We start from the raw sequence: 20,063 nt of genomic DNA, 5'->3' as shown, positions 1-20,063 counted from the left end.
AATTCGTGGCCCTGGGGGCCGGCCGCAAACTGCACGAGGGGAGGGCGAGCGCAAAGCAGCTCATAGCACCAGTCCACTCAGCAGGCGGCTGATGAGACCCAACCCGATGGTCACGGCCACCACCAGCACAAGGAGCAGCCACGGCCGGAAGGGCCTGCGCTCGACTTGGTGCTGGGGGGCTCGCAGATACTCATCGACACGACGCTGATCTTCTGGATTCAGGCGGCTGGTCATGGTGGGCCTCGTCAGGTAGACGTTTGTGACTGCGCAAACGCTACAGCGTTCGTGCAGGCGCTTGGAACAAATGATAATGCTTTCTATCTCTGGCGCCGAGTGTACGCCATCGCAAACACTCGCTGCACTGGATCAAAGACTGATGCCTACATCAAAAACAATGCTGCGGCCCAGGTTGCCACGCAGGAAGTCTGGCGCATCGGGGTGGGCGAACAGCACCCGGGCAAACGTCGGCCCCACCAGCGACAGCGAGCGCCAGCCCTGGCGCAGGTATTCGGTGGGCGGCGGGAAGTGGGTATTGAGGTCGAGCACTTCACGCTTGAGGCTGGCGAAGGCGATGATGTCCAGCTCGTTCAGCTCCAGCCCGCGTTCCCGGTAGTTGTGCGCCTTCTTGCGCAAGGTCGGCGCCAGGCGCGCCAGCAGCTCGGTGGCACTGATGCGCCGCGGGCGCGCTTCACGGCGCACCAGTTGCGCCAGGGAAAACGCACTGCGCCGGCGCTGCAGCTCTTCGCGCCACTCATCGTTCAGCCGGCGGCCCTCGTCGAGCACGAAAAACACCTCGAAGGCCGCATCGCGAAACAGCACATCTGGCGGCTCCTGCCCGGCCGGGGTGAAGTCCTCGCTGCGGTAAGGGATGTTCAACCCCTGCAACAGTCGCTGGCACACCCAACGCTCCCGCTCCCACTTGCGGGCGTTGGAGAGAAAGGCATTGGCTTGTTCGGCCTGGATGGTAAGCAGGCGCAGGTAGTCTGAGTCATCCATGCAGACAAGCTTAGCCGCTAATCGATGACGGTAAGATGCTGTTTAAGCGTGGGAATCAGCCCAGTACCGGCCACTGCTGCACCAGCCCGACCAGGTGCACCAGGCCGAAGCCCAGGCAGATCAGCGAACTGACCACGATAAACCGCTGCGAACGCCCGGTACCCGCCAGCAATCTGGGCCCCAGCAGGCCGCGTAGCAGGTACACCAGGGTGATCAGGCACATGGCTGGCAGTAGCAGCGGCAGCCGCCCGATTGCCCCGGCAGCCGACAGTGCATAGGCCGACCAGGCCAGCAACACGCAGGCGATGGCAGCCGTGATCAGCCCCGGGTACCAGCGGCCTTTTTCGGCGGCCACCGCCATGCGCTCGCCAGCCCCGAACAAACGGTACCAGCGCGGCCCGACGGCGATGACGGCCAGGTGAAGTACGCCGATGATGGCGTTGAGTGCCGCTGCCAGCAGCAGGGCGGGGTTGATTCCTTCCGGCATGGCCAATGCTTCCTGCATCGAATGAGGGCGCCAGCCTACCGCAGCCGAAAGAAAGGGAGAATGGGTGTAGACTCGATCTTATCCACATGGCTGCAAAGGGTATTGTTCAGGTGATCAGCGCGCAGGTGTTGTCCGGCACCACCCTTACCCTTGGCTGGCTGGGTTTTGTGCCGTTGCTGATCTGGGCGGTAAGCCGGGTTCGCTGGGTTGAACTGTTCACCGACCGGCGCCGCCAGCATTTGCTGTTTGGCACCGTGTTCTGCCTGTTCGCGTTGTGGCTGGTGAGGCGCGATTTTGATACCGGGGTGTCGTACCACTTCATTGGCATGACCGCGGTCACCCTGTTGCTGGACTGGCCGCTGGCGGTACTGGGCGGGTTCATGGCCCAGCTTGGCTTGCTGGCGCTGGGGCGCCAGGACCTGGCGGCGCTGGGGGTGAATGGCTTGTTGCTGGTTGGCTTGCCGGTGCTGATTACCGAGGTGTGCGCGATAGCGGTCGAGCGCGCCCAGCCGCGAAACCTGTTCGTTTATATCTTCTGTTCAGGGTTCTTCCCGGCAGCGCTGACCGTACTGGTTTGCGTGCCTGCGGCGCTAGGGTTGTTGTGGCTGGATGGGCGTTTTGCCCTGCCGGAGTGGCTCAGCGACTTTGTCGGCTACCTGTGGCTGATGATGTTCCCCGAGGCGTTCATCAACGGCATGGTGATCAGTGCGCTGGTGGTGTTTTGCCCGGAATGGCTGGAAACCTTCAACCGCACACGGTATCTGCAGGCGCCCTGGAAAGAAGATGAGCGGTGAGCACGCGGTCTAGAAAATAGTGAGGGACCCTGTAGGAGCGGCCTTGTGTCGCGATGGGCCGCAAAGCGGCCCCCGTTTTTGGCGTTGGAGCAACAATTGCTGGGGCTGCTTTGCAGCCCATCGCGACACAAGGCCGCTCCTACAGGTACCGCGCCAGTCTCAAGGATTTGGTCTGGGGCAAGAGGCCCGGCACAGCCACCTTGCAATCAGCTCAGTGCCGCGGCTCCAGGTCCCCCGAATAGAGCTCATCTTCGGACTCTTCCGACCCCGCAATCTTGTGCTCCTCGGCCGCCCAGGCGCCCAGGTCGATCAGTTTGCAGCGGTCCGAACAAAACGGCCGGAACGCGCTTTTCTCAGCCCATTCCACAGGTGCGCCACAAGTAGGGCAATCGACGGTCAACGGCTGGCTCATGGCTGGCCTCCTTTCAAAGTCAGGTAAAAGTGGTGCAGGCGGTCAATCTGCTCATGCAGCGCGGCCAGGTCGCCGTCGTTGACCACCACATCATCGGCATGGCGCAGGCGCTCCTCACGGGCCAGCTGGGCCTGCAAAATCGCCTGCACCTGTTCGGCACTGGTGTTGTCGCGCGCCAGGGTACGGGCTATCTGCAGCTCCTGCGGCGCATCAATCACCAGCACGCGTTGAGTCTTTTGGTACTGGCCCGATTCAATCAGCAGCGGCGACACATACACCGCATACGGCGACTGCGCCTTGGCCAGGTAGCTGAAAATCTCCCGCCCGATCAGCGGGTGCAGCAGTTGCTCCAGCCATTTGCGCTGCGCCGGGTCGGCGAAGATCAGCTGGCGCAGGGCGGCGCGATCAAGCTGGCCGTCCGCCTGTAGCACACCCGGGCCGAAGCGTTCGACGATGCTGGCCAAGGCCGGGCGGCCAGGTTCGACAACCCAGCGCGCCGCCTGGTCGGCGTCGACCAGGTGCACGCCAAGCTCGACGAAGCGCTCGGCAGCAGCGCTCTTGCCGCTACCAATGCCGCCGGTCAGGCCGAGAATCCAGGGGGTAAAGGCTGCAGTGGCCATCAGTATCCAAGCAGTTGCATGTAAGAGGCGTATATTTCATCACCCCAGAGCACAGCAATCCACCCCGCAATCGCCAGATAAGGGCCAAACGGTATCGCCGTGCCCATCGCATGCCGGCGCAAACGCAGCAGGCACAGGCCCACCACCGCCCCCACCACCGACGACAGCAGCAGCGTCAACGGCAGCACCTGCCAGCCGCCCCAGGCCCCGATCAGCGCCATCAGCTTGAAATCGCCATAGCCCATGCCTTCCTTGCCGGTGACCAGCTTGAACACCCAGTACACCGTCCACAGGCTGAGGTACCCGGCCACCGCGCCCCACAGCGCGTCGGCCAGTGGCACATACAGGCCAAAGGCGTTCACGATCAGCCCAAGCCACAGCATCGGCAACACCAGCGCATCCGGCAGCAATTGGTGGTCCGCATCGATCAGGCTCAGGGCCAGCAGGCACCAGGTGAGCGGCAGTGCCAGCAAGGCCTCGGCCGAAGCACCAAAGCGCCAGGCCACCACCAGCGACAGCAGCGCGCTGGCCACCTCCACCAGCGGGTAGCGCGGGCTGATACGGGCCTTGCAGGATGAGCAACGCCCGCGCAACGCCAGGTAGCTGAGCACCGGAATGTTCTCCCACGCGCGAATCTGATGCGCGCAATGCGGGCAGCGGGATGCCGGCAGGCACAGGTCGAAGCGTTCGTGCTGCGCAACCGGCAGCCCCAATACCTCTTGCGCTTCACGCTGCCATTGGCGCTCCAGCATGATCGGCAGGCGATACACCACCACGTTCAGAAAGCTGCCCACCAGCAGGCCGAGCACCGTGGCCAGGGTAAGGAAGTACGCCGGCTGCTCAGCCAGCAAAGTCCATAAAGTCATGTTCAGATCAAGCTACCCAACTGGAAGATCGGCAGGTACATCGCCACCACCAGGCCACCCACCAGCAGGCCCAGGATCAGCACGATGGCCGGCTCCAGCAGGCTGGTCAACTGGTCCAGCGCCTGGCTGACCTGTTCCTCGTAATGGCTGGCGGCTTTATCCAGCATCTGGTCCAGCGTGCCGCTGGACTCCCCAATGGCTGTCAGCTGCACCAGCAACGGTGGAAACAGCGGCTCACCCGCCATCGCCTGGTTCAGCCCCTGCCCATTGGCCATGCCCTGGCGCAGCCGCAACACCGCCTGCTCATGCAGCTCGCCCCCGGTTACCCGGGCCACCGTGCCCAGCGCATCCAGCAACGGCACCCCGGCGCCGTACGACGTTGCCAGGCTACGCGCAAACCGCGCCAGCGCCGCCTCCCTCAGCAACTTGCCAAACACCGGTAAGCCCAGCACCCGCCGAGATATCCACAGGCGCGCTGGCGCATGCTGCCGGTAAAGCTGGCGCACGGCCAAACCCAGCCCCACCCCCATCACCAGCAACAGCGGGGCAAACCGGCTCAGCCCTGTGGACAAGTCGATCACCCACTGGGTAAATGCCGGCAACGCCGCGCCCATGCCAGCGAACATGCTTTCGAATTTCGGGATCACCTCCAGCAACAATATCGCCGACACCCCCAACCCCGTCAGCAACAGCAGCAGCGGGTAGACCATCGCCTTGCGCACCTTCTTGTGCAGCGCCCGATGCTGCTCCAGCATGCCCGCCAGTTGCTCCAGCTGCCGGTCGAGCGTGCCGGACTGCTCACCCACCCGCACCAGGTTGCAGTACAACGCATCGAACCATGCCGGGTGCCGCTGCAACGCATCCGCCAGCCCCAGGCCCGACGCCACATCCTGTTTCAATCTACCCAGCAATGCCGCCTGCGCCGCATCGCAACCACTGCGCCCCATCACCTCGAACGCCTGCAACAGCGGCACCCCGGCCTTGAGCAACGTCGCCAACTGCCGGCTGAACCCTGCCGGGTCCGCCTTCGCCCGCCGCTTCGGCAACCTCAACGTCAGCCCGCTGGCCGGCCGCAAACTGGCCACCGTGATGCCCTGGCGAATCAGCCCGGCGCGTACATAAGCCGGGCTGCGCCCAGGCGTTTGGCCGCTGACCGGCGTGCCGTTGGCGTCGGTGCCGTGCCAGCGGTAAAGCAGTGAAGTCGAAGCCATGCAAAGGTCCTTTTATTGCCCCGGCGACAAGCCTGGAAACAGCTTGCCGCGTCCATGCAAGGGCACGCGTCCATGATGCTCACTAGAGTAGTTCAGCGAAGATGACGCCCAAGCGGGCAGGGGTGACAAAAGGTGTCTGTTCAGGCCTACTGCGCCGCTGCCGGTTGGGGCGCAACTGACCTCAATGTGTAAGCGAATTAAAAAGGAAATACGTTCATGAAAGGGCAACGCGGTATCACCCTGATCGAACTGATGATCGTTGTCGCGATCATCGGCATTCTGGCGACCATCGCCTTACCGATGTACACCAACCACCAGGCCCGCTCCAAGGCAGCGGCCGGATTGCTGGAAATCAGCGCGCTGAAAACGGCGATGGATTTGCGGTTGAATGACGGGAAAGACGTAGCGGGCGTGGCCGAACTGGGTGGCCAGCCGGCGACGGCGCATTGCGCGATTACGGCCGAGGGCAAGGCGGCGGATGGCAGCGGGAAGATTGCCTGCACGCTGGTGGATGCACCGGCCAATGTGATGGGCAAGGCACTGACCCTGACGCGTTCGGCCAGCGGCTGGGCGTGCACCACCGACATCGAGGAAGACCTGGCGCCCAAGGGGTGCAAGGGGGCTTGAGGGCAGGGCAATAAACTAGCGGAAACAGGGGTTTGCGTTGCGGGTGTGAGCAGTGGTACGTTGCGCTACACGCCGGTGTAGCTCAGTCGGTAGAGCAGCGCACTCGTAACGCGAAGGTCGCAGGTTCGATTCCTGTCTCCGGCACCAGAGACCAGTTTCCAGAAGTCTATGACTGTCTACGAAACACCCCGAAAAGCCCGCCTAGCGCGGGCTTTGTTGTTTCTGCCTGTCTCGTTTTGTCTCTGGGCATCTACGCGATTTAGGGATATGGTTAGGGATATCTCGGTTCGACAAGGAAACGTATCCCTATGGCGCGCACAGTGGTGCCTCTCACCGATCCCAAATGTGATGCGGCCAAGCCTCGGGAGAAGGATTACAAGCTGTTCGATGGCAAAGGCCTCTACCTGCTGGTGAAGCCGTCAGGGGTCAAGACCTGGCGTATGAAATACACCAAACCTGATGGCCGTGATGGTTTAGCTACGTTTGGCAACTATCCGGCGCTCGGCTTGAAGGCGGCCAGGGAGCGACGCGCTCAAGCGCTTGAGCTTCTTGCTGCTGGGAAAGACCCTATCGAGCAGGCGCGCTTGGAAAAACAGGAAGCGGCGAACGCTCGGGCGAATACATTCCGTTTGCTGGCTCAGGAATGGCACGCGGCCTGCGCTCGTAAATGGACACCTGGTCATGCCTCCACCGTTTGGCGACGTATCGAGTCCCACCTGTTGCCCTCTCTCGCTGATCGTCCTGTCGCGGAACTGAAAACACGAGATCTGCTTGTTCCGCTGAAAGCGGCAGAAAAGCGGGATACCTTGGATACGGCTGCACGCCTACGGCAGTACATGACGGGCATCCTCCGCATGGCGGTCCAGCATGGCCATCTGGATTTCAACCCTGCAATCGACCTGCAAGGCGCCACGGCCACCCGCAAAACAGCGCACCGGCCTGCTTTGCCATTCGAACGCTTACCTGAGCTTCTTCAGCGGATAGATGCCGACAGCGGGCGCGGCCTGACCAAGCTCGCGGTGCAGCTGACCATGTTGGTGTTCATCCGCTCCAGCGAGCTCCGCTTCGCTCGCTGGGGAGAGATAGACATGGGGAGGCTGATGTGGGAAATCCCTGGCGAAAGGGTGGCTATTGAGGGTGTGAAGAACTCCCATCGAGGCTCCAAGATGAGCACTCCACACCTGGTGCCGCTCAGCCGACAGGCTGTAGAGGTACTGGAGAAAATTCGTAACCTCACTGGTCGTTTCGATCTGGTGTTTGCGGGTGACCACAATCACTGGAAACCCATGAGCGAGAACACCGTGAACAAAGCGCTGCGCCGAATGGGGTATGACACCAAAGCAGAGGTATGCGGCCATGGCTTTCGGACAATGGCCTGTTCCGCACTGGTTGAGTCTGGGCTTTGGAGTAAAGACGCTGTCGAGCGGCAAATGAGCCACCAGGAGAGAAATACGGTGCGTGCCGCCTACATCCACAAGGCTGAGCACATACAAGAGCGGAGGCTTATGGTGCAGTGGTGGGCCGATTACTTGGATGCCAATCGCAAGGATGCAATTACCCCCTACGATTTCGCCCATGGGCGGTTACCAATCATGAAATAGATGGCATGCGACCGGGGACGATGCTCGCCCTCTTCAATGGCGGTGTAGCAGGTGTAACTGGTGTAGCGGCAGGCGACAACTTGTTGAAATTCTTTGGCAATATCGTTGTTACACCTTGCGTAGTCTCGGCTTACACCCGGTGTAACACGGCGGAACAGTGTAACAGCCGAAAAGCCCAGCTCTTCCTGCTGGCAGCTCTTCGCTTGGACACATAATCTCCGATTGGCGCGGGATTCAGCCCTCAGGCATGGGGCGCGGGGGGAGGGCAAATGGTTGATAGCCAAACATACGACATGCTTTTGAAACGTTACGGCAGCACGTACTTACCGCTTGAGATCGTGCGACAGCACTATCTACAGCATTTGGGCACACCTGCACTTCTAAGGGAGCTAGGCAAAGGGCGGCTAACGTTGCGGGTGGTGAAAGGCGACTGGGGTGGACGCATTCAGCGCGTGGTTTACCTTCATGATCTGGCTACCTGGCTTGATCAGGGTGGTAACTGACCCCTCTTTGAAAGCAAAGCATCGCGCTGGCATCGACCACTACCGTTCGTCGGAGAGGAATGTCATCAAGCTACGTCGTCGGTGCGCCATAGGAGTGATATGGGGATAACTCCAGACGGCTAGAAATTCCCCTGTTTCTTTCCCCAGTGAATCGGCATAAATAGTGGGCCCTGTTCATACCAATACAGGGAACTAGCTATGACAGCTCGTAGCATCGCAAATGCTGCTCCTCTCTCTCCTTCAAAACCAAGCGCCAACCTCGACGATACGAACTCACTTGGGTTTGACCCAGCGACTCGGCTGATCCGCATAACCGATGTGGTCGCCCTGGTAGGTCTTGCGCGCCCGACGATCTATAAGCTGATGAGCCAGCCTGAAAGCGGTTTTCCGCAGCCGGTCAAACTTACTGATAGCACCGCTCGCGGTGCACCCGTTGCCTGGGTTTTGTCTGAGGTGTTGGATTGGACTCGTGCCCGCATTGCCGCTCGCAATAAGGTGGCGGCATGACACCTATCTTCTTACCACACACAGTTCTCGATGCTGCCGGAGTACTAGAAGGTGCTCGGCCTACAGCTGCCATGGGCCGTGATCGCCTACGCGCCTTGCGTGATCGTGCTGTAGCCGAGGGTGCCCACGTTCTGCTCTTGGCTTGGCCGTCGCTGGAATGGGTGATGCTGGCCGTCGAGGTGCCATCGGGCGTAGTGATCGAAGACGCGCGGCAATTAATCCCCAACCTGCTGGCCAATCCCGCCGCCTTGGAGCACATGCGCTCAGAGTCTCGCAATGGCCAGCATCTGAGTTGGCTGTCTCTGGTCCGCCCCGTCGTCGCTAAGCACTAACGAAAACGCCCCCGGGTGCAACCGGAGGCGTTAGAGGTACATTCGTATGCCCCCTCAATCTATGGCGTCGTGCGTGATCGCGCAAGCCTTGCGTATTGCTCTTATCAAATCGTCAAGCTATGCTCCGTCCGTCGCTGCAAATTCAGTGACCGGGTTTGGCGATCCGATATACTTGGCGCATAGGCGCCCCATCCGACAGCAGGCGCTTTTTTTGTGTCTGCCGTTTCGTGTTATGGCGGCTGTGCGTGGGAGGCCTTCGGGCCTGCCGGGTTCCAAGTTCCCGGTTCGCCAACCTGCGCACAGCTGCCACCCAAAATCGTTTGGCGACGATCAGTGGCAGCTCCAGCTAACTTGGAGTACCACACATGCCCGCCCTCAATCCGTCCAAAATCCGCGCCACCGCCCACCGGGCAATGGCTCTCGCCGCTCTACACGCAAAATCCAGCCTTGCTACCCGCCTCGCACGCTACAACCGACATATGAGCATTGCCCGCTCCCTGGAAGCCGTCGGGGGTGCGCAATGAAATCTGCGTCCAAGGGACTCAAGGGGCGTCTACCTGAAGACCTTCTATCCGTATGCGCCACCAATGCTGCCGGTGTGCCAATTGATGCCATCACTGCGGCTTGTTCCCGCGTCGACGCCGTTTTGCACTTACTCATGGCGCAGTTCAATTCCGGTCCGGATGTTGAGAGGCTGTCTGACTCAGTAATAGCGAATGTTATTTGGGACGTCCAAGGCACCGTGGGACTGATTCGGTCGTTGGCTTTGCATGGCGATAGGACCACGTACCAATTGGTGCATGGAGGGGGGAAATGAGCAAGCGCCCCAGCTTCGCCGAAGTTAAACACGCCTCCCTCCAGTCAATCGAGCAAGTCCTTTCTAATTGGTTGCCAGGCGGCAAACGGGTAGATGGTGGCAAGGAATACACAGCCCCCAACCCTACACGAGCTGACAAACATGCAGGCTCGCTTAAGATCAACTTGGCTAAAGGCACTTGGTGCGACTTCGCAACCGGCGACAAAGGCGGTGATCTGATTGACCTGGTGCGCTACCTTGATCGCGGCACCGATGTAGAGTCTTGCAACAAACTAGCGGCCTTCCTCGGCGTTAAGGCGTCTATTAGCACCAATTTCGCACCATCCACTGGCCACGCTCAAATGTCAGAGTGGGTGCCAGTGTTACCCATTCCTGACCAAGCAATGCAGAGGGTGCTGCAAAAACACAAACAGCACGGTAAACCCTCCAAAGTTTGGATCTACCGTGAGGCCAGCGGTCAGGCGCTTATGGTGCTGTATCGCTTCGACCTCGACCCGGATGAGAACGGCAGGTCGCGCAAAGTCTTCGCGCCCCTCACTTGGTGTAAACACTCTACTAACGGCTCGCTGGCTTGGCGCTGGCAGGGCTTATCGGAGCCACGCCCGCTTCTGCGCCTTGATGACCTGGCTAAATGTCCCACGGCACCAGTTGTACTGTGCGAGGGTGAGAAGGCCGCTGATGCCGCTGCCGAGCTGTTGCCCGAGCATGTTGCCACCTGCTGGCCTAACGGGACGAACTCTTGGCAGAAGGCTGATTTCGCAGCGCTAGTCGGGCGTGACGTATTGCTGTGGCCAGACAACGACGCCCCAGGTTTGAAGTGCATGGATGCCTTGGCCAATCACCTGCGGAAGCTTGGAGCTGCCTCGGTGCAGACAGTAGCCTTGGCGGTGTTCGGGCAACTCCCAGGGATGGACGGTGATCGCCCCACTTTCGCGCCGGGCGGTGAGTGGCGCGAAGGTGACGATGCAGCGGATGCCCAATCCAAAGGCTGGACAGCCCAACACTTGTCGGAGCTGCAACGCACCGGGGAGCTGTTTGCACTAGCGCCTGCCGCCACGCCCACACCCACCAAGCAGAGTAAGGCCACTGGCCAGGCCAAGCCCCAATCCGAGAAGAAAACCGCCCCGGCCCCGAGCGGCTTTCGTGTCACAAAGGATGGGGTGTTCTATGCCGGTGAGGATGGCGAAGCACGCCCAGTTTGTTCACGGCTAGAGATATTGGCTCGCACCCGTGACGAAAAGGGCCACGGCTGGGGCCTGCTGGTGGAGTTCGATGACCCGGATGGTGCCAACAAGCGCCTCAACATTCCGGCCAGGGCGATGGCGGGCGACTTTGGCAAGGAAGTGCTCGCGCCACTGGTTGATATGGGGCTACGCCTTGCGCCCGTACGGACTGCTCGCAACTCGCGCAACGACCTGCAAAGCTATTTGCAAGGCTATGACGGCTCCGAGCGCGCCCGCTTGGTCACTCGCCTGGGCTGGCATGGGGATGCTTACCTGGTGCCTGATCGGCAGATCGGTGCTAGCACTGAATACCTGCACTTCTACGAAGCCGGCGCCCAGCTCCCACCCATTACCCAAATAGGCACGCTAGAACAGTGGCAGCAGCATATCGGCGCACTGTGCGTTGGGAACAACCGCTTGGCGTTCGTCGTGTGCGTGGCTTTCGCTGGAGCGGTACTGCACCTGCTTGGACATGAATCGGGCGGCTTCCACCTGTACGGTGACAGCTCGGGCGGAAAGACCACCCATTTGCAGGTGGCGGCCTCGGTTTGGGGTGGGCCGCGTCTGGTGCGCTCTTGGCGCTCTACGGACAACGCCCTGGAAAGTATCGCGGCGGCGCACTCGGACGGATTGCTGGTGCTCGATGAGATCGGGATGTGCGACCCACGGATCATCGGTGAAACGGTCTACATGCTCGGCAACGGCACCGGCAAGGCGCGCGCCAATGATCGGGGCATGAGCGGGCGCCCAGTTCAAGAGTGGCGCTTGCTGTTCCTCTCCACCGGAGAAAAGACCCTTGCGCAGCACATGGCCGAGGCAAATAAGGATCTGAAAGCAGGTATGGAGATACGTCTGCTTGCTGTCCCTGCTGATGCCAGCAAAGGGCTTGGGCTGTTCGAGGAACTGCATGGCTTCGACGATGCCGCCGCTCTTTCAGACGCGCTCAAGGCTCGGGTGACCAAGTTTTACGGCTCGCCTGCACTTGCCTTCCTGTCGGCCCTCTGCGACCCGACCAAGTTGCGCGCCTATACAGCCATGGTACGCAGCACTGTGGAGCGTTTCACTTCTGAAGCGCTCCCGGTCAGTGCTAGCGGCCAGGCCCAGCGGGCCGCAACCCGCTTCGGTTTGGCAGCGGCTGCGGGAGAGCTGGCCACCGCTTTGGGCGTTACGGGGTGGCCAGACGGCCTGGCGCTCGACTCCGCTCGCGTATGCCTGAATGCCTGGTTAGCTGAGCGAGGTGGCGCTGGAAACATGGAAGGTGATGCGATTCTCGCACGCCTGCGCCAGGTGATTGAGCGTTTTGGAGAGAGCCGCTTTACGCGCTGGGAATCGACGGCTGCCAAGGTAGATGAACACGGCCCCCGCACTATTGACCGGCTCGGCTTTCGCAAGTCGATGGAACACGGCATGGGTGACACGTCGCACACGACGACAACCTATTACGTACTTCCCGAAGCTTGGCGCTCTGAAATCTTCCGAGGCATGAACCTCAATGCGGTGAACAAAGAGCTGCTGAGGCGTCGGGTATTAGAGCCAGGCAAAGATGGCAAGGCCTCCACCTCTGTGCGCCTGCCCGGCCTCGGGCTACAGCGCTGCTACGTCGTAGTTACGATCCCTGAACCGGCTGAAAACGAAGCACAGGCCGCTTGAACCACTACCTCTAAACCCACGAGGTAGTGTCGGCAACATGGGGCCTTGCCTGCCTCGCACATAACCACTTCCAATCATTAGGTGTTGATCATGAAAGAACTGAAAAAGCAGCGTGACGAATTGATTGCAGAGCGTGACTCTCTTGAAGATAGCATTCCGGGTCTGACAGCCGCGTGGAAGGCAGCACCGAGTAACTGGGACCGTCATGGCAATTGCATTGGTAGCTCAGAGGGAAGGGCGGCCATGAATAAGCTGTCCGATGCAGAAGCTCGTCTGCGCAGTATTCCCAGTGCTATTGAGCGAATCGACCACGAGATCAGCTATCAGGAGAGCTTGGCGAATGCGAAGCAGACCAAGACAAAGGCTCGTCAAATCATGTCCGATTCAGTTAACACGGTAACTTCACTGGAGAGCACTCGCACGCTTGTTCTTGAACGCCTGCAAGCGATCCAAAAAGAATCAAATCTAGGCATCGAGAGGGCACAGCAAGCTGAGATTGAGGCTGCTAACCTCTACGCTCGCAACGTAGCAACCGGTAACAGTGAGGGTGAAAAGGCTGCAAGCACCGCGATGGAGAGAGCTAGCAACTTGCTCATTGAGGCTGATGAACACGCAAGGCGCCAAGAGCTGCTGACGAGTGCTTTGCAGGCAGAGATTGACTCGCTCGACACTCAGATCGCCAATGCACAGAAACAAAGACGCGATGCACAGAGCGCGGCTCTGGCAGCAACTGAGATAGCCCTCGGTGATGAGTGGAATCACCTGGCTGAGCAGCTCGTATCCGTGGGTGCTCGGATCCTGGCCGCAAACCGTCATCGCGGCGGGGTTGGCATGGTGTTATCAAGGCTATCGCTTCCAGGCTTCGGCCCTTCTGCCAGTGAGCTCCAGCGAGACGATGTGCTAGGCCGAGCTCAAGGCATCACCCTAGCAGACCTGCTCAAAGCCTAACCCCGAAACAGCCCGCATAAGCGGGCTGTTTGCTAATAGAAATGTTCAAACCTCTGTCACGCGCTTTACGCTGGGGCTGCGCTTTCGTGCAGAGATTATTTACCTGGAACTCCTTTTAAATGATGGAAGACGGATCAGCCGGCAGTGCGGGTGCGCTGCTGGGTGGCCGCCTGTTCGCAAAGAAAATCCAGCAGCTCGTGCCCAGCCCTCTTGCGCTGAGGGCGATACTTCTTACGATTCAGATCCGGACCATTGTGCGCCTTCGCATCCTCCGGCCAACCTTCGTCAGAGAGTCGAAACACCGCTTCGCGGTATTCGTTTAGGCGATTCAGCATTTCACCGTCTAGAGTGACGGTCAGCGGCTCGATCAGCGGACCGGCGCGGGGTGCGGCTTGCCAGGTTGCGTCATGTTATTTCCATTTTGTCTGCGATTCTCGGCAGCCGACTCGCTGAATCGACTCTCGACAGGCCCGCTAAGCGAGCCTGCGACCACTATTCTTTGATCAACGCGCCGTGATCAATGCCAACCTCTTCAACGGCGATGTTGATGCCGCAATAGATTTCTTCACCTGAGCGCAGGTAGGTAAAAAGGCGGGATTTAACTACGCCGTACACCCCACAGCGCCCTTCCATTTCGGGAGCATTGACTACATCCCCTACGTTAGGAATGAGGGCAAAACCTGATTCGCTATCGAAGGTGACGCCAACGATTTCCGTGAGGTCAGTAACTGTCTGCTGCTACAGAGCCCAAGGCGGCACCCTGCGAAATGGGATTCTGGTCGGGACTGAGGTGAATTTGCCCAAGATAGTGCTTCATAACTACTCTTGGGCCTTTGTAGAGACCACCTGGAAGTGGGAACGCAACGACCCAGCAAAGTCTTCAGTTAATAAGTCAGTGCTTGCGTTTTCCAAAATCCAACAAACATGGCCGTGATAGTACAACCCCACGGTGCGCTCAGACCCTAGCTCGTTTGCCCAGTCGTCAACATAATTGTGGATCTCTTGACGAAGTTTTTTATACACATGGTGATCGCGATCCTGCAGGTGGTCGAAGGGATCGAATGCCCAAACAACTGTTAGCATCCTATCGTCGCGGACTGCTTGATCCTTCATTTGGATCAGCGATGCCCAAAAATCACCAACCGGCACCTTGAAAAACGTGCTTACCCCTTTCCAATCGATATCTTCATAGGCCGGATTACAGCCTATCAGGCCCAGGAATGCCTTCTCGTAGTCATGGTCTGCTATTGGTTTTGGAGTAATTACAAGCAGGTAAGTCGCCATTGGGTTTTCCTAATTTGGTTTGTAGGCGCGAAATCGCACCATTCTTACGCTGTCCCCCAGCCAAGATAGTTTGTCATGTGGATTTTCTAGGGCGAGGGACTGTTATCCGTGTACTCAACCGGGTGCCCTTCTTTAGAAAGTTGAGCAATATAGGTGGTGATAGTTCGGTAGAGCGCCAATGCATCGCCATTTTACAATCAGCCCTGATGGTGAATGAACGTGGTTATAACCTGTGAGTTTTTTTCGCTGACCATCAATGTCCGATTTCCGCCTGGGTGATGCGAGATCTTTGCATAAATGGTTGCCATAGATCGATTCCCTACTTCACGAGCGTCAAATGAGCGTCCTTCTACGTGCTAGGCCTCAGTCTTAGCCGGGGCTTGGGTGTACCTGGTGCGTTTTCCTATCGTACGATGCCGTTGACCCAACCCCGACTGAGTAGGAGTTGAATAAACGCAAACAGCCGGTGAAACAGGTAATCAACATGGTCTGTATGGATAACCGGCACTTGACGCTTTTCGTAATGGCGAATGAGGAAATTGTTGCCTATATCAGTCAGTTGTTTCGCTTCTAAATCAAGCATTGTACGGAAGGTGGGTTCGCTAGCAGTAGCGTCCAAAATCAACGAAATTGATTTCTTTTTATCAGCATCAGCAAGCGATTTTAGCCGTTCAAATGCGTCCCATAAGCGCTCAAGTGCTTCCCGGCGAATGATTGGATCTGGTGAGGAAAACTTCGCACGAGATTCTTCGAGACCATTATCCAAGATCTTATCCCCTGTTCGGAAGACTACTCTACTAAGCGTCTCACGCAAAATCAGAGGCAATAGACGTACGACTCGCCCATCGGATTGCAACTCGTAGGCTACTCCGCATCGTGCAAATACACTGTTAACGTCCACCATGAACTCAAGCTGACCTTCACTTTTATTAAAAGCCAAGTGATTATGGTTGTGATAATCGTGATATTTGACTACAAAAGGCTTCGCTACCACAGCATGCACATACTCTACGAAATCCAGAATTAGCAGTGTTGCTGGAGCCATTGGAATTGGGGGCGCAAAGCTAAAATCAGGATCTGTCTGAGTAGTTTGAAGCGGCCATTCTAAGCCTGGCATCAAGGCCCTCACATTGGCCCCTAGGGCTTTCTCATCAGTGCCATAAGGGGCGGCTCCATCGGGACAATTCACCGGAAAGCGGAAGCCAAAACCACCATTGGCTATATATGCCTGAACCACAGCCACAATACCGGCCCAAGCAACCGGCGATATCTCCTGATCTATACGAGGAACAGGCCCGCTCTCGCGATCACTGAAGTAGTCCGTCACGATGTTCTCTCCCATGCTAGGACGCTAAATGGGCGCCCTTATACTCATTTGGCCCCGGATTACTAGGCCAGGGCTTAAGGGTACAGCTAAGCGTTTTCCTCGAGCTAGACGGTGTACGTCCATGAGGTGGTCTTGCCGCGACACGGAACTTCAAGATCATTACCGACGATTTGGACCGGCTTTACTGGGTTGATCGGCGGATTCCCAATTACCTTGCCTGAAACCTGGCCTAGCAGTTCAAGTGACCCCTGATTCAACACGTTGCGAGAAACCAGGCCATGAACGATGGCGTGGCCGCCAGCTTCGATAATTAACCCGCCTGATAGCTGTCCACGGGCAATCAAAACCCCTCCAGCGCGCACGTAAGTGGTGCCAGTAACTTGACCAGAAGTCTCTTGGGTATCGGTAACAATCAAATCGCCTACGTGCTGCATCTTGAAACTCCTGCCTATGGGGAAACGACACTTCTACGTCCTCGGCCCGGTTTTTAGGCCGGGGCTTGGGTGCAGATGAGCGTTTTCCCCTACTATTCCGTTCTGCGCTGGACTGCCTGTTTTGCTTTGTCTGCTCGATCTAACAGCTTGCCGCTTGCCCAGAAAGTCACAACCGCGAGAACCAGGGTGATAGTCCCCATCAACAAGTGATTACCTGGCCCAAGCGCTCTCGCCCCCACGAATGCAAGCACAACACGCAGCCCTCCAGATAAGAGCCATACGCACGCCAACACCCGTAGTATCCATCCGATAACCCGCATCTAAGCTCCCTCTTCGATTTCGCAAGCTCAAAAATTTCCCCTGCTGCTACGGCCTCAGCACTACGCGCTTGCTGGCCTGTGATGCTCACAGCCGATCAGCCGCATCAGTCCAAGTAGCCCTTCTTGCGCGCAAGGCTTACGGCATGGTCGAAAGCCTCAAGGTGCACAGTCGACCGCGGCTCACGATCAACCGGCCACTGGTAAAAATTGGCACCATTTCCCCATCGTGCGATCACAACTGAAACTGGGAGCCCTTGAGGGCCCAAATAAAGGTCGAATCGCCCCAGGGTGCCAAGAAATGTGCAGTCCCCGGGGTGTGCTGCGTGTTGGGGTTGAGACATGTGGATTTTTGCCCTTAATTTGGATCAGTTATTCCGCACCCTACCAGAGGTAGGGGAACAGAAACTCGATTGAGTGTCGCGAGAGGTTCAGAGATACCGGCTTGCGGCCGTCGAGGGTGATCAAGCCCTCTTTTGACATCTGACTCAACAGGCCCCGGGTTGTGCGCTCACCGACGCCAAGGCTGGCCTGCAGCTCGGCTCGCGGCTGGTCGCCCATGTACAGCAGCGTCTTGTAGACGTGCCGGGCCTCGATCCGCAGCTCGGGTAGGGGGTTGCCCTTGCCGTCCGAAAGCGCGCCACGGCTGCGCATCTCAAAGTACACATCGATCCGCTTGCTGAGCTGATCCGGGTCCAGCTGTGTGCTGAAATACTGCACCTGGTCCAGCGCGGTCTCGGTGAAGTACCGGGTCCAGCGTAGCAGGCCACTATCCGACAGGATGCCCCGACCGTCCTCGTGATCACCTTTGCGGGGATGGTCGGCTGCATTGAGCATGTCGTAGTACGCGGCGGTGTTGCGAGCGAAGCCACGGCTCATCGACCACAGCCCATAACCGCCGAATCCGGCGGCCTTGAGGTACTGGTCGGTGAATAGACGCCCTGTGCGGCCGTTGCCATCCATGAAGGGGTGAATCCACATCAGCCGGTGGTGCGACGCAGCGGCGGCGAGGAACTTCGACAGGCCATGGATCCAGTCCAGCCGGTACACGCGCTCGAACTGGGCGAGGTGGCCCTGCATCTGCTCGACGGTCGGCGGGGTGTGGTGGCCGACGCGGACGCCGTACTCGCGGAATACGCCAGGCACCATGCGGACCACGTCGCCCTTGTCGTTCAGCTGGATATCCAGCATTTCCTCGGGCGCACCGACGTAGAACTCGCGGTGCAGGCGAGAGATGGTGTCCCGAGTGCAGACCGCAACCGGGTCGATTGGGTCATCGGTGAGGCGGCGCTGGGCTTCAATATGGCGCTTGATCTCCAAAAAGTCCTTGCTAGCTTTGACCTCTCGCGGCGCGTCCTGGGCCTGCTCGGCCCGGAGGATGTCTGCCGGTACCGTGGAGTTGCCCTCGATTTTATTGGAGTAGTAAGAGTTCACCACGCGCAGCAGGTTGGTCATCGGCACGAGCAGCGGGCGCGGGATCTTGGCGTTGAGTTCGGCATCGAGAAGCATGACCTTGACGATCTGGTCCTGAAGCTCCTCGGGGGCCGTGTCTTGAAGAATGAACGGTGTGAATGACATTTGCCGTTTAACTACCTGACGTGAGCCCTTATAGATAAAGGGCGATACCTTTTTTCGGCAATAATTTTTGCCGGTTAGATTGCCAAAAATATACCATCCCTTTCCCAAGCGTTGCGAATAATTAGCAACCTAAAGTGCGATCTCAAAAGCTCGCCTGATTACGACCCGATCAACGTTCAAGTAGGGTTTGCTGTGGTCAAGCTTCGGATGTCTGAGGATCGTCTGTACTGTCTCCACGTCTCCACGTCTCCACGTCTCCACGTCTCCACGTCTCCACGTCTCCGGTCGCGGCCAAGACTTTTGCAGCAAGAGAACGCCTGCCGCTGTGAGACGAACCTTGTTTGATACCAGCCTGCCGATAGAGCCTGCTGATCGTTTGTTGCGGCGAATCACAAGCCTGGTGCACCTGAGGCCCGGTGCTCAGCTCACGATGCTTGAACGCCAGCTCAAAGGCCTGGCCCTTGTGTGTGGTGACCAGCTTTGAGCTTGGGCGCAGCCCCCGGTATTCGTCAGCACCGGAAATGCCCCAGCGGCGCCGCAAGCGAACGGCGATCCAGCCTTCCAGGGCGGAAAGGCATCGTGGATGGGTAAGGTACACATTGCGCGGTCGGCAGCCCTTGGTGATTTCTGCGCGTAGATACACTTCGGGTTTGATGGCACCGCTGGGATACAGAACGTCTGCGACCTCTAGTAAGGCCAGCTCGGTGACGCGCATGCCCGTCGTGTGTGTGAGCCACAAAAGCATCACGTCGCGCTCTGGTAAGCGGCTAGTCACGGATGCTACGCGGATCAGGTGCCTGAACTGTCCAGGGCGAAGGGATGTTGCTCGGCGGATAGATGTAGTCATGGTGCTCTCTGTCAGGATTGGTGATGAATCGCGAACGATCCTGAGAGAGTAGGCAGTGGGCCTCCTGAACAGCTTACATGCCCGCGTGCCGTGGTGTTCACGGAAAATAGAATGGTAACGATCTATTGTCAGTGCTCAGTCACAGAACCTCATTGTCGGCGGTTACACCGATCCGACCGTTACACTGCTAGGCACGAGCGGACAAACTAGCGTGTAACTATGCTTTCGGCCTTTAAAATCAATAGATTAGTAGCTCTTGTTACACGGATTACACCTGTTACACCGCTGGATAGAGTTGGCTAGCTAGGAACCCCCTGCCCCTATATGTTCAAGCCTTCAGCGGTAGAGGTAGTCCCGATCTCCCATTTTCTGAAACCAGCCGGGGGACCCTGGGAGTCTGGGCAGCATACGGGGCAGGAAACCCGCGGCTCTTTGTTAGCGGCAGGGCGCCCAGCTTAGTGAACTGGTGAATCAGGTGAACCGGGGTGAATTGTGCAGCTTCTTGAACACCGAACCTTATCCTTACCGCACCGGCAAGAATCTGCTCTCATGCAGCCGTGCGATAGATTTTCAATCATTGAAATTTCAGCAACCTGGTGGCCAGCCCGCCAGCCCGCCAGCCCGCCAGCCCGCCAGCCCGCCAGCCCGCTAACGCGATGGCGCGATGGCGCGGGTTTCCGAC

At 58.6% G+C, this 20,063-nt stretch carries 21 protein-coding genes and 1 tRNA gene; 9 read left to right on the top strand and 13 right to left on the bottom strand.

All coding sequences use genetic code 11. The features are described from left to right. Window positions 1-60 precede the first annotated feature (60 nt). The 3 genes from AK81_RS21685 to AK81_RS21675 form a co-directional block, all read right to left on the bottom strand. Window positions 61-234, bottom strand: coding sequence for a DUF3094 family protein (locus AK81_RS21685; protein WP_013970765.1), 174 nt, complete (start codon window positions 232-234; stop codon window positions 61-63). 132 nt (window positions 235-366) lie between these two features. Then, window positions 367-996 carry a DUF1780 domain-containing protein gene (locus AK81_RS21680; protein WP_019473259.1) on the bottom strand — a complete coding sequence of 210 codons (630 nt, stop codon included), beginning with the start codon at window positions 994-996 and terminating at the stop codon, window positions 367-369. 55 nt (window positions 997-1,051) lie between these two features. Then, entirely contained in the window at window positions 1,052-1,483 is a 432-nt protein-coding gene (locus AK81_RS21675; protein WP_043202363.1) for a hypothetical protein, read from the bottom strand. 86 nt (window positions 1,484-1,569) lie between these two features. Between AK81_RS21675 and AK81_RS21670 the strand changes: the two genes are divergently transcribed. After that, on the top strand, window positions 1,570-2,277 hold the full coding sequence (locus tag AK81_RS21670; RefSeq protein WP_043202361.1) for an energy-coupling factor ABC transporter permease: 708 nt from the start codon (window positions 1,570-1,572) through the stop codon (window positions 2,275-2,277). Between the two features lie 211 nt (window positions 2,278-2,488). Here the strand turns inward: AK81_RS21670 and yacG are convergent, their stop codons facing one another. Genes yacG through AK81_RS21650 form a run of 4 tightly spaced genes read right to left on the bottom strand, consistent with a single transcriptional unit; the run spans window position 2,489 to window position 5,386 of the window. Continuing rightward, window positions 2,489-2,689 (bottom strand): DNA gyrase inhibitor YacG, encoded by a 201-nt coding sequence (gene yacG, locus AK81_RS21665; protein WP_016501579.1) that lies wholly within the window; start codon window positions 2,687-2,689, stop codon window positions 2,489-2,491. Then, a complete protein-coding gene (gene coaE / locus AK81_RS21660; RefSeq protein ID WP_043202360.1) occupies window positions 2,686-3,309 on the bottom strand; it encodes a dephospho-CoA kinase in 624 nt (207 codons plus the stop codon). The genes yacG and coaE overlap by 4 nt, the downstream gene beginning before the upstream one ends. Continuing rightward, on the bottom strand, window positions 3,309-4,175 hold the full coding sequence (locus AK81_RS21655) for a prepilin peptidase (protein ID WP_043202358.1): 867 nt from the start codon (window positions 4,173-4,175) through the stop codon (window positions 3,309-3,311). Before AK81_RS21655 ends, coaE begins: the two co-directional genes overlap by 1 nt. A gap of 2 nt (window positions 4,176-4,177) precedes the next feature. Next, window positions 4,178-5,386: a type II secretion system F family protein gene (locus AK81_RS21650; protein WP_043202357.1), complete on the bottom strand. Its 1,209-nt coding sequence runs from the start codon at window positions 5,384-5,386 to the stop codon at window positions 4,178-4,180. Window positions 5,387-5,602: 216 nt separating this feature from the next. Here AK81_RS21650 and AK81_RS21645 point away from each other — a divergent pair, with 216 nt between their 5' ends. From AK81_RS21645 to AK81_RS21620, 8 genes are all read left to right on the top strand, one after another. After that, window positions 5,603-6,013, top strand: a complete 411-nt coding sequence (locus AK81_RS21645; RefSeq protein ID WP_043202356.1) for a pilin — start codon at window positions 5,603-5,605, stop codon at window positions 6,011-6,013. Between the two features lie 71 nt (window positions 6,014-6,084). Then, window positions 6,085-6,160, top strand: a tRNA-Thr gene (locus AK81_RS21640). Window positions 6,161-6,321: 161 nt separating this feature from the next. Next, entirely contained in the window at window positions 6,322-7,614 is a 1,293-nt protein-coding gene (locus AK81_RS21635; protein WP_043202355.1) for a tyrosine-type recombinase/integrase, read from the top strand. Window positions 7,615-7,883: 269 nt separating this feature from the next. Further along, complete coding sequence (locus AK81_RS28645; protein WP_081042126.1) at window positions 7,884-8,117, top strand: pyocin activator PrtN family protein; 234 nt, start codon at window positions 7,884-7,886, stop codon at window positions 8,115-8,117. A 198-nt stretch (window positions 8,118-8,315) separates the two neighbouring features. Continuing rightward, the gene (locus AK81_RS28640) at window positions 8,316-8,624 is read left to right on the top strand and encodes a helix-turn-helix transcriptional regulator (RefSeq protein ID WP_043202354.1); all 309 of its coding nucleotides are present in this window, start codon (window positions 8,316-8,318) and stop codon (window positions 8,622-8,624) included. Window positions 8,625-8,788: 164 nt separating this feature from the next. Next, the gene (locus tag AK81_RS30510; protein ID WP_241496110.1) at window positions 8,789-8,956 is read left to right on the top strand and encodes a hypothetical protein; all 168 of its coding nucleotides are present in this window, start codon (window positions 8,789-8,791) and stop codon (window positions 8,954-8,956) included. Between the two features lie 813 nt (window positions 8,957-9,769). After that, window positions 9,770-12,646, top strand: coding sequence for a DUF927 domain-containing protein (locus AK81_RS21625; protein WP_043202352.1), 2,877 nt, complete (start codon window positions 9,770-9,772; stop codon window positions 12,644-12,646). Window positions 12,647-12,736: 90 nt separating this feature from the next. Continuing rightward, window positions 12,737-13,594 (top strand): hypothetical protein, encoded by an 858-nt coding sequence (locus tag AK81_RS21620; RefSeq protein WP_043202351.1) that lies wholly within the window; start codon window positions 12,737-12,739, stop codon window positions 13,592-13,594. A gap of 134 nt (window positions 13,595-13,728) precedes the next feature. On the opposite strand, the gene AK81_RS29810 is transcribed toward AK81_RS21620, so the two are convergent. From AK81_RS29810 to AK81_RS21595, 6 genes are all read right to left on the bottom strand, one after another. After that, window positions 13,729-13,929: a hypothetical protein gene (locus tag AK81_RS29810; RefSeq protein ID WP_154100826.1), complete on the bottom strand. Its 201-nt coding sequence runs from the start codon at window positions 13,927-13,929 to the stop codon at window positions 13,729-13,731. A 484-nt stretch (window positions 13,930-14,413) separates the two neighbouring features. After that, window positions 14,414-14,878: a hypothetical protein gene (locus tag AK81_RS21610; RefSeq protein WP_043202347.1), complete on the bottom strand. Its 465-nt coding sequence runs from the start codon at window positions 14,876-14,878 to the stop codon at window positions 14,414-14,416. Window positions 14,879-15,281: 403 nt separating this feature from the next. Then, window positions 15,282-16,205: an AbiJ-NTD4 domain-containing protein gene (locus tag AK81_RS28630; protein ID WP_081042127.1), complete on the bottom strand. Its 924-nt coding sequence runs from the start codon at window positions 16,203-16,205 to the stop codon at window positions 15,282-15,284. Window positions 16,206-16,309: 104 nt separating this feature from the next. Next, entirely contained in the window at window positions 16,310-16,639 is a 330-nt protein-coding gene (locus tag AK81_RS21605; protein WP_043202345.1) for a hypothetical protein, read from the bottom strand. Window positions 16,640-17,340: 701 nt separating this feature from the next. After that, window positions 17,341-18,534: a Fic family protein gene (locus AK81_RS21600; RefSeq protein WP_043202343.1), complete on the bottom strand. Its 1,194-nt coding sequence runs from the start codon at window positions 18,532-18,534 to the stop codon at window positions 17,341-17,343. A 196-nt stretch (window positions 18,535-18,730) separates the two neighbouring features. Next, window positions 18,731-19,249, bottom strand: coding sequence for a site-specific integrase (locus AK81_RS21595; protein ID WP_430298494.1), 519 nt, complete (start codon window positions 19,247-19,249; stop codon window positions 18,731-18,733). Window positions 19,250-20,063 lie beyond the last annotated feature (814 nt).

It is taken from the genome of Pseudomonas putida W15Oct28 (assembly GCF_000708715.2).
Taxonomy (GTDB): Bacteria; Pseudomonadota; Gammaproteobacteria; order Pseudomonadales; family Pseudomonadaceae; genus Aquipseudomonas; species Aquipseudomonas putida_R.
Note: the sequence above shows the minus strand (reverse complement) of the source record. Positions and strands in the feature narration are given on the sequence as shown.

Excerpts from the sequence above, each read along its gene's own strand:
- AK81_RS21685 (WP_013970765.1), bottom strand. The coding sequence starts at position 234 with ATGACCAGCCGCCTGAATCCAGAAGATCAGCGTCGTGTCGATGAGTAT.
- AK81_RS21680 (WP_019473259.1), bottom strand. The coding sequence starts at position 996 with ATGGATGACTCAGACTACCTGCGCCTGCTTACCATCCAGGCCGAACAA.
- AK81_RS21675 (WP_043202363.1), bottom strand. The coding sequence starts at position 1,483 with ATGCCGGAAGGAATCAACCCCGCCCTGCTGCTGGCAGCGGCACTCAAC.
- AK81_RS21670 (WP_043202361.1), top strand. The coding sequence starts at position 1,570 with ATGGCTGCAAAGGGTATTGTTCAGGTGATCAGCGCGCAGGTGTTGTCC.
- yacG (WP_016501579.1), bottom strand. The coding sequence starts at position 2,689 with ATGAGCCAGCCGTTGACCGTCGATTGCCCTACTTGTGGCGCACCTGTG.
- coaE (WP_043202360.1), bottom strand. The coding sequence starts at position 3,309 with ATGGCCACTGCAGCCTTTACCCCCTGGATTCTCGGCCTGACCGGCGGC.
- AK81_RS21655 (WP_043202358.1), bottom strand. The coding sequence starts at position 4,175 with ATGACTTTATGGACTTTGCTGGCTGAGCAGCCGGCGTACTTCCTTACC.
- AK81_RS21650 (WP_043202357.1), bottom strand. The coding sequence starts at position 5,386 with ATGGCTTCGACTTCACTGCTTTACCGCTGGCACGGCACCGACGCCAAC.
- AK81_RS21645 (WP_043202356.1), top strand. The coding sequence starts at position 5,603 with ATGAAAGGGCAACGCGGTATCACCCTGATCGAACTGATGATCGTTGTC.
- AK81_RS21635 (WP_043202355.1), top strand. The coding sequence starts at position 6,322 with ATGGCGCGCACAGTGGTGCCTCTCACCGATCCCAAATGTGATGCGGCC.
- AK81_RS28645 (WP_081042126.1), top strand. The coding sequence starts at position 7,884 with ATGGTTGATAGCCAAACATACGACATGCTTTTGAAACGTTACGGCAGC.
- AK81_RS28640 (WP_043202354.1), top strand. The coding sequence starts at position 8,316 with ATGACAGCTCGTAGCATCGCAAATGCTGCTCCTCTCTCTCCTTCAAAA.
- AK81_RS30510 (WP_241496110.1), top strand. The coding sequence starts at position 8,789 with ATGCTGGCCGTCGAGGTGCCATCGGGCGTAGTGATCGAAGACGCGCGG.
- AK81_RS21625 (WP_043202352.1), top strand. The coding sequence starts at position 9,770 with ATGAGCAAGCGCCCCAGCTTCGCCGAAGTTAAACACGCCTCCCTCCAG.
- AK81_RS21620 (WP_043202351.1), top strand. The coding sequence starts at position 12,737 with ATGAAAGAACTGAAAAAGCAGCGTGACGAATTGATTGCAGAGCGTGAC.
- AK81_RS29810 (WP_154100826.1), bottom strand. The coding sequence starts at position 13,929 with ATGCTGAATCGCCTAAACGAATACCGCGAAGCGGTGTTTCGACTCTCT.
- AK81_RS21610 (WP_043202347.1), bottom strand. The coding sequence starts at position 14,878 with ATGGCGACTTACCTGCTTGTAATTACTCCAAAACCAATAGCAGACCAT.
- AK81_RS21605 (WP_043202345.1), bottom strand. The coding sequence starts at position 16,639 with ATGCAGCACGTAGGCGATTTGATTGTTACCGATACCCAAGAGACTTCT.
- AK81_RS21600 (WP_043202343.1), bottom strand. The coding sequence starts at position 18,534 with ATGTCATTCACACCGTTCATTCTTCAAGACACGGCCCCCGAGGAGCTT.
- AK81_RS21595 (WP_430298494.1), bottom strand. The coding sequence starts at position 19,249 with ATGCGCGTCACCGAGCTGGCCTTACTAGAGGTCGCAGACGTTCTGTAT.